This is a genomic window from Parafrankia irregularis, from assembly GCF_001536285.1.
GTDB lineage: Bacteria > Actinomycetota > Actinomycetes > Frankiales > Frankiaceae > Parafrankia > Parafrankia irregularis.
Window position 1 is genome coordinate 1 of the sequence record NZ_FAOZ01000067.1, and the last position, 7929, is coordinate 7929.

General features: G+C 63.6%; 7 protein-coding genes and 1 pseudogene. 6 read left to right on the forward strand and 2 right to left on the reverse strand.

The window, feature by feature from the left end; genetic code table 11:
* Positions 1-1714 (forward strand): polymorphic toxin-type HINT domain-containing protein (locus AWX74_RS38480; RefSeq protein WP_278184691.1); only part of this gene is annotated, 1714 nt, incomplete at its 5' end.
* 13 nt (positions 1715-1727) lie between these two features.
* Entirely contained in the window at positions 1728-2036 is a 309-nt protein-coding gene (locus AWX74_RS39770) for a hypothetical protein (RefSeq protein WP_131799662.1), read from the forward strand.
* Between the two features lie 176 nt (positions 2037-2212).
* Here the strand turns inward: AWX74_RS39770 and AWX74_RS38485 are convergent.
* A pseudogene (locus tag AWX74_RS38485) lies at positions 2213-2578 on the reverse strand (transposase); the annotation flags it as partial.
* Positions 2579-2627: 49 nt separating this feature from the next.
* A protein-coding gene (locus AWX74_RS38490) for an IS3 family transposase (protein WP_242666614.1) occupies positions 2628-3796 on the reverse strand; the annotation gives its coding sequence in 2 pieces (ribosomal slippage) (positions 2628-3538 and positions 3538-3796; 1170 coding nt in all).
* 41 nt (positions 3797-3837) lie between these two features.
* Between AWX74_RS38490 and AWX74_RS38495 the strand changes: the two genes are divergently transcribed.
* The 4 genes from AWX74_RS38495 (at position 3838) to AWX74_RS39775 (ending at position 7537) form a co-directional block, all read left to right on the forward strand.
* Complete coding sequence (locus tag AWX74_RS38495; protein WP_193209837.1) at positions 3838-4371, forward strand: polymorphic toxin-type HINT domain-containing protein; 534 nt, start codon at positions 3838-3840, stop codon at positions 4369-4371.
* A gap of 156 nt (positions 4372-4527) precedes the next feature.
* On the forward strand, positions 4528-4983 hold the full coding sequence (locus tag AWX74_RS38500; RefSeq protein WP_091287390.1) for a DUF4240 domain-containing protein: 456 nt from the start codon (positions 4528-4530) through the stop codon (positions 4981-4983).
* Positions 4984-5085: 102 nt separating this feature from the next.
* Positions 5086-6894, forward strand: coding sequence for a polymorphic toxin-type HINT domain-containing protein (locus AWX74_RS42240; RefSeq protein ID WP_165615977.1), 1809 nt, complete (start codon positions 5086-5088; stop codon positions 6892-6894).
* A gap of 136 nt (positions 6895-7030) precedes the next feature.
* Positions 7031-7537 carry a hypothetical protein gene (locus tag AWX74_RS39775; RefSeq protein WP_131799665.1) on the forward strand — a complete coding sequence of 169 codons (507 nt, stop codon included), beginning with the start codon at positions 7031-7033 and terminating at the stop codon, positions 7535-7537.
* Positions 7538-7929 lie beyond the last annotated feature (392 nt).

Here is a 7929-nt window from a genome sequence, read left to right on the forward strand (position 1 = left end):
GGCCCGCTGGTACACCCCGGGCACGGGGACGTTCGCGAGCCGTGACACGGCGAGCCTGCCCATCAGCGGGACCGCGGCGGCGAACCGGTACACCTACGCCGCGGCGAACCCGCTGACCTACAACGACCCCACCGGCTTCTCCATCTGGGGCAAGGCGTTCAGATCGGCTTTCTCCGCCGTCAGAAGGGCAGCGGCGCCGGCCCCGCCGGTGTTCCGGCCACCCATGGTCCTGAAGCCGGCGGCGCAGCGTCAGTGGGTCCGGGAGGCAGAGGACAAGTTCTGGGCCGGTGTCAACGCCGCTCTCGCCTTCCGGCGGGCTGGGGTCAAACCAGTGCCCGCGCAGCCCGCGCCGTTGAGCGCGGAGGCGCAGCGGCAGATCGCCTCGATGGGAGCGGACAAGTTCTGGGCTGGTGTCAGGGCCTCCCTCGCCGGGGTGAAACCACCAGCCCCCGCCCCTCCGCGACCCCCGGCGCTGAGCCCGGAGGCGCAGCGGCAGATCGCCTCGATGGGAGCGGACAAGTTCTGGGCTGGTGTCAGGGCCTACCAGGCCGGGGTGAGGCCGCCCGCCGCCGCGAAGCCGGTAGTCAAAGCGAAACCCGCCCCGGCCCCGGCCCCGGCGAAGAAGGACTGCGGCTTCCTAGGCCATAAATGCTACGGCGACGCCCTCAAGGGCGGCACCAAAAAACTCGGTAGCGCCGCCGTCGGCGTCGTCAAAGACGGCATCTCCTACGCCAAGGCCCACCCAGTCGAGACCGCCCTCACCATTGGCACGATCTTCGTACCCGAGGCCGCCGTCGTTCGTGGCGGCGTCGCCCTCTTCCGCGCCGCTTCCACTGCATCCAAAGCGACCCGCGCCGTCGAAGTCGCCGGCGGCGCCGTCAGAGCCGACCGGGCCGTCGAAGCCTCCGGTGCCGCTGGCAAGGTCGTCCGTAGCTGCCACAGCTTCGACGGCAACACCCACGTCCTGATGGCGGACGGCACTACCCGGAAAATCTCCGACATCAAGGTCGGTGACAAGGTCTGGGCCACCAGCCCCGAAACCGCCCAGACCGGCCCCCGCACCGTCACCGCCCTCATGACCGACACCGGCGACAAACACCTCGTCGCCATCACCGTCGCTACCCCCACGGGCCCCGCCACCCTCACCGCCACCGACCACCACCCGTTCTGGGACACCACCGACCACGAGTGGACCGAGGCCGAGGACCTCAACCCCACCGACCGGCTCCAAACCCCCACCGGTGCCATCCCCGTCACCACCACCCGCACCTACCAGGAAACCCACAGCGTCTACAACCTCACCGTCGACGACCTCCACACGTACTATGTCCTCGCCGGCAAGACACCGGTACTTGTACACAACGCCAACTGTCCGGTCTCAGTCAATGACGCTGGGCGCTACGCCGATCTGAGGGGGGTGGTGGGTGATGGGCTTGAAGCCCACCACATTCCTCAAGATGCACTTCATTTCGCCCCAAAGGCTGATGGAGGGGCAATTGTAATGAATCGTGCTGACCATATGCTGACTCGAACTTGGGGTTCGAGGGGCGTAGCTAGCCTGGCGACGGATTCTGGACTTTCGTTCCGTGAGGTTCTCGCCAGGGATATCTGGGATCTTCGAAGGATCGGGCAGCAGCAGTACAGTGATCCCAGCTATTTTAACTCCGGAATTAGAGATCTACTGTCCTTCTATCGGGGTTCCGGACAGCTCTAGGGGGAGATTTTAGATGCTTCGTGAATCGGTCATGGAAGTTGTTGGGAGAGGGCCACTACCTGCGGAGGCGGATGCCACTCAAGAGGCAGTAGAGGTCATCGAGAATCTCCTGAGAAAAATTCCAGAACCAGTGACCGATGAGGAGGCCCAGGAGCTTCTTGGAATGTTCGGTCCAGATGGATGCTTTGGGCTTGCCTGGTACGTTCTGCATCTAATTGAAAGTGCGCCAAATGCTCTAAATGCAAAATATGAGAAGAATTCTCAAAATGAATGGGTAAAATTGCTCGAAGAGCGTCGTTTGGATCGATCTGGCCCAGTTTAGTACGGCGCTCGGTGTGGCGGATGGACCTGCCGTCCGACGACTGACTCGATGTCGTCAGACGGCAGGTCCAGTCCAGGTTGCGGTCGGGTAGCCCCCTCAGTGCCAGTCTCGGGTGAGACGCCCTGAACGAGAGTGTCCGATGACCGGTGGATCGGGTCGTGGCGGTTGGTGATGGGTTAGTTGGTGGTGGTTGGGGTGAGGCGGCCCTCGAAGGTGATCGCGAGGGCGTTCAGCGCGGGCTTCCATCTGATCATCCAGCGGGCCCGGCCACGGCCGGTGGGGTCCAGGGCCCGGGTGACCAGGTACAGGCACTTCAACGCGGCTTCCTCGCTGGGGAAGTGACCGCGGGCACGGACAGCACGCCGGTAGCGGGCGTTCAGTGACTCGATCGCGTTCGTCGTGCAGATCACCTTCCGGATCTCCACGTCGTAGTCGAGAAACGGGATGAATTCTTCCCAGGCGTTGCGCCACAGCCGGATGATGGCCGGGTAGCGGTCGCCCCAGGTCTCGGTGAAATCAGCGAAACGTGCCTCGGCCGAGGCCACGGTCTGAAGCTGCCCCGGTTTCGTTCACAGGTAGGGCTTTGAACGGTTATGCGGCGTTATCGTACTCGTAGTAGCAGGTTTCGTGTTCGTGGGGGCTGAGGTATCCGTTGGTGGAGTGGCGGCGGCGCCGGTTGTAGAAGCCTTCGATGAAGTCGAAGATCGCGGCCCGGGCCTGGTCGTGGGTAACGAAGGTGGTGCGGTCGAGAAGTTCGCATTCGAGCGTGGCGAAGAACGACTCGGTGACCGCATTGTCATAACAGTTGCCGGCGGATCCGACGGAGCGCTTTACCTGCTGCCCGCGGCAGATCTTCGCGAACTCCCGAGACGTATATTGCGTTCCCTGGTCGGAGTGGTGGATCACTCCCGGTTCGGGGCGGCGGTGACGCAGGGCCATTGTCAGTGCGTCGGCGACGAGTGGGGTCTTCTGCTCGGCAGACATGGACCAGCCCACGATCCGCCGGGAGTACAGGTCGAGGACGACCGCCAGATAGAGCCAGCCCTGCTCGGTCGGGACGTAGGTGACGTCCGCAGTCCAGATCTTGTTCGGGGCCGGGGCGGTGAAGTCGCGTTTGACCAGGTCAGGTAGCAGGTGCGCGGCCCGGTCGGATCGGGTCAGGCTTACGCGTCGGCGCCGGTGAACCCCTTGCAGACCAGCCTGTCTCATGAGCCGGGCGACCCGTTTGCGGCTGACGTGCACTCCGGCGGCGGCCAGGTCGGCGCGCACCCGCGGGGCGCCATAGGTGGCCCGCGACGCCTCATGCACTGCAGTGATCTTCGTGGTGAGGGTCTGGTCGTCCGCGGTCCGGGTGGACCGCCCGCCGCGGCGGCGCCAGGCGTAGTAGCCCTCGCGTGACACACCGAGCACGCGGGCCAGGTCGGAGACGGAATGGTGTGTTTTCTCCGCGTCGATCAGAGCGAACTTCATTTCTGATCGGTCTCCGTCGCGAAGAAAATTGTGGCCTTGCGGAGGATGTCGCGTTCCTCGCGGAGCTGCCGGTTCTCCTTCCGGAGCCGTTTCAGCTCCTCACGTTCCGCCGCACTCAGCTCATCCGCACCGGCGGTTTCCTCGCGGGATGCCTCCCGGACCCAGTTACGGATCGACTGCCCCGTCGGGCCATATTCTTTTGCGAGTTCCTCGGGCATCCGCCCAACCCGAACAAGATCCACCATCTGCTGGCGGAACTCCTCCGTGTAAGGCGGTTTTGATCTCGGCACCTGCACTCCTCCCTGGGGTCATTATCCCAAAGAGCCCAGGTGTGAACAGGATCGGGTCAACTTCACTGGCCACCGACCCCGAAACCGGCCACACCGAACCCCACACCGTCACCAACCTGATCATCGGCACCGGTGACAAACACCTCGTCGACATCACCCTCGACACCCCCGGCCCCGACGCCACCCTCACCGCCACCGACGGTCACCCCGTCTGGGACGAAACCGACCGCACCTGGGTCGACGCCGACCAGCTCACCCCCACCGACCAGCTCACCACCCCCACCGGTACCCTCATCCCCGTAGCCGCCACCCGCGACTACCACCGCACCCAAACCGTCTACAACCTCACCGTCGACACCCTCCACACGTACTACGTGCTCGCCGGCACCACCCTGGTCTTGGTGCATAACTGCGGCAAGAATCAGGGAATCTATGAGTTCGCTGACCAGCTAAACCCTGGGAAGACGTACGTCGGCAAGACCAAGAACTTCATTAATCGGCTCCAGGATCACATCGATAGTGGCCGACTCGGGAGTCGCGAGGACGCTGTCTGCACCCATGGGCGGAACCAATGACGACCTGTTCGTTGCTGAGCACCTCCGAATGGAAGGGTTGCGAAGCCAAGGTGTTGGGCTGTCGAACGAGCTCACCTCTCCTGGTAGAAAGATTTTGGAGCGAAGGCAAGATGCGGAGCTGTATGAACAGCTTCCATTTTGGAGGAGTGGGGCAAGGTGGCGGATTTCTGGCAGATCATTGGGGAAAGTCGAGCTCGGGACGCGAGCGACCTTGAGAGTGCGCTCGATAGGCTGTCCGCCCAGCTCAACGGACTCAGTCCGGCCGAGTTGATGCACTTCGCGGAGCAGCTACGCGAGTCCCTGTATTATCTGGACCGGAGGGAGATTGCAGAGATTCCGGTCAGAGTACCCGGTGGCCTGAAGTTCCCTCAAACAAGTGACCACTTCCTCTATGCGCGCTGTGCCTGCGTCCTGGCCGGCGAGGACGCCTATAATGCTGCGCTGCAGTATGGTGCGGAATTTGAGCGGTTTGTAAAGCCGTTTGTTCAAGAGGCTGAAGGGCTTCTTTATCTAGCCTCCGACCTCTATGAGGAGAAGACTGGAAGAAAGATGGAGGTTGGAAGAAACTTCCCGATCGAATCGATGTCGAACGTGCAGGGGTGGTCTGGATAGGCTCCCGGTGAAATCATTTTTAAATAGGCGTTCCGGAAGTCTCTCTGGATTGCATTTGGCGGGCTTCTGAGGTTTTTGACGGCAACGCTGACGGCACCGCGGTTGGACGCCGGAGCCCCCACGAGAACTCGTGGGGGCTCCGGCGCCTTTGGTGGTCAGCGGACGGCTGCTGCGAGGTGCGGGTCGTCAGGGTCCTCGGGGCCCCGAAGTGCGTCGCCCGGGAACTGGGCGACGCTCACCGACACCCATGGTGATCTCGTCGCGGCGTTCACGACCGCCGGTGCTCTGACCGACAGCCGTAGCTACGACCCGTTCGGTGACCCTGTCGTCGCGGGGAACCCGGCGGTGCATGTCGGGTTCCAGAGCAGCTGGACCGACCCCGACACCGACCGGGTCTCCGCCCAGGCCCGCTGGTACACCCCGGGCACCGGCACGTTCGCCAGCCGTGACACGGCGAACCTGCCCATCAGCGGCACCGCCGCCGCGAACCGTTACACCTACGCCGCCGCGAACCCGCTGACCTACAACGACCCCACCGGCTACTGGTCCATCAAGGGCGCGTTCAAGAAGGCCGCCTCGGTCGTCACCAGCGCGGCCAAGAAAGTGTTCACCACCGTCACCGTCCCCATCGTCCGCAAGGTGATCCAGTGGTTGGCGCCGCCACCCCAGGTCTCGACGTTGACGGCGGCCCCGATCCAGCGCAGCGCGACTCCCTACCGGCCCGCGTACACTCCCCCCGCCCGCCCGAGGACCGTGATCAAACCGGCCCCCGCGTCGCCCCCGGGGCAGAACGCCGAGTTCTGGGCGGGTGTCAGGGCTGCCATCGCGTTCAGGGAGGCCGAGTTCTGGGCGGGTGTCAGGGCCGCCGTCGCCTTCAAGGCGGCCGCGGCGAAACCCGCTGCCAACCCGAAACCCGTTGCGAAGCCGAAACCCGTTGCGAAGCCGAAACCCGCCCCTCAACTCGCCCCGGCCCGGAAAAAGGACTGCGGCTTCCTGGGCCGTAAATGCATCGGCGGCGTGCTCAAAGACGCCGGTAAAGCCACCGCCTCCTTCGTCAACAAACACAAAGTCGACATCGTTCTCACCGCGGCGTCGTTCATCCCCGTCACCGCACCCATCGCCGTCGGTGCCCGTGCCGCCCTCGTCGGCGTCCGCGCCGCCCGCGCCGTCACCACCGCCGCCAAAGCCACCCGCGCCGCCCGACCGCTGCTCGCCGCCGGCCGGGTCGCCACCTCCAGCCGTGCCGCCGCCACCACCGGCCGCGCCGCCGAGTCCGTCGGCAAGGTCGTCCGCAACTGCCACAGCTTCGACGGCGACACCCGCGTCCTCATGGCTGACGGGACGACCCGAAAAATCTCCGACATCAAGGTCGGTGACAAGGTCTGGGCCACCAGCCCCGAAACCGCCCACACCGGACCCCGCACCGTCACCGCCCTCATCACCGGCACCGGCGACAAACACCTCGTCGACATCACCGTCGCCACCCCCACCGGCCCCGCCACCCTCACCACCACCGACCACCACCCCTTCTGGGACACCACCGACCACGAGTGGACCGACGCCGAGGACCTCAACCCCACCGACCGGCTCCAAACCCCCACCGGCGCCATCCCCGTCACCACCACTCGCACCTACCAGGAAACCCACACCGTCTACAACCTCACCGTCGACGACCTCCACACGTACTATGTGCTGGCTGGAGACACACCGGTACTCGTCCACAACGCGCCGCCCGGACCCTGCTCTCTTACTAGTCCTGCCAGCGCGCCACAGATCAGCAGTAAAACGCTCTTTAAAGAGAAAGACGGATTGTTTCGCGTGGACCTAGAGAATGAGAGCCCAGGAAATCCTGGCGCGGCAATCCATCTTCAATTGATGGGACGAAAGGCGGATGGGCTTAAGTACTATTAAAACCCCACCGATGGTAGCTGGATAACGAATAAAGGGGTGGTCCTCTCGTCGAGAATAGCCAAGCAGGTTCCTGGTGGTGTCATCTAAAGGGATTTAAATACCTGGGATTGGAGGCGCCGTGAGGGAAAATTTGTTGATGAAGACGATCTGGCGAGAGTCCAGGGTTCTGCGGCAGGATGAGCTTCCAATGGAACTGCAGGATATTCTCCGGTCTGGCTGGCTTGTCGGACCAGCAGGGTCGTTGCTGTTGAAAGACTTGTTCGGGCCGGGTTGGAGGTCTGACTGGCCGCCAGAGACAGTCGCCCATCATGAACGCGAGGTAAATGACGTCTGGATTCCACCGGACGGACTCCCGCAGGAGCGCAGTCTGTTCCTCTCGGGTGCGGTCTCGCGGGCGCGAAGCTTCGCCCTGCTTGCAATGGAATCCGCTCAAAAATTCGACCCGGGAGATCGTCTCGTCGCCGTTATTTCGCAAGGTATCGATGACGACTACCGCACCCACGGTGCCACGGTAAAATTCTTTACGCGAAGAGGTGAATACCCGCGATTTTACGATGACTTGGAGGGTTACCGCATAGAGGCTATGGCGGTTGTCGAGCCCGAAGATCTTGCTGGCAATGTTGTCCGCCACGTGGACGAATGACAGTATCCCGAACGGCATTCAGTTGCTCCCGCGTTGCCTATCGCACGCTCGCTTCGTGGTGGAGTCGGCCTGGAGCGCGGTGCCGGTGTTGCCACTGGTCCGATTCTCCAGCCGCTTGGCGAGTCGGGTAGGCCGCCGGCGAGGTGCCCTGGTTGGGTCCTGATCATCACAGCGGATGCTCTGCATACCCAGACCGAGACCGCGCTGGCTACTCGGCCGTGGGGCGCACTACGTCCGGGGGGGAAGGCGAACCAGCCCAGCCTCTATGGCCAGCTCACGGCGTTGCCCTCGGGTCAAGCAGAACTACACCTATGACGGTCTGGACCGGCTCGCGACCCGTAACAGTGCGCCGTTCACGTACGCCGGGTTGGAGAAGGAACCGGCGACGGACT

Bases quoted from the DNA above. Each gene is read 5' to 3' on its own strand.
- AWX74_RS39770 (WP_131799662.1), top strand. From the start codon at position 1,728: ATGCTTCGTGAATCGGTCATGGAAGTTGTTGGGAGAGGGCCACTACCT.
- AWX74_RS39775 (WP_131799665.1), top strand. From the start codon at position 7,031: ATGAAGACGATCTGGCGAGAGTCCAGGGTTCTGCGGCAGGATGAGCTT.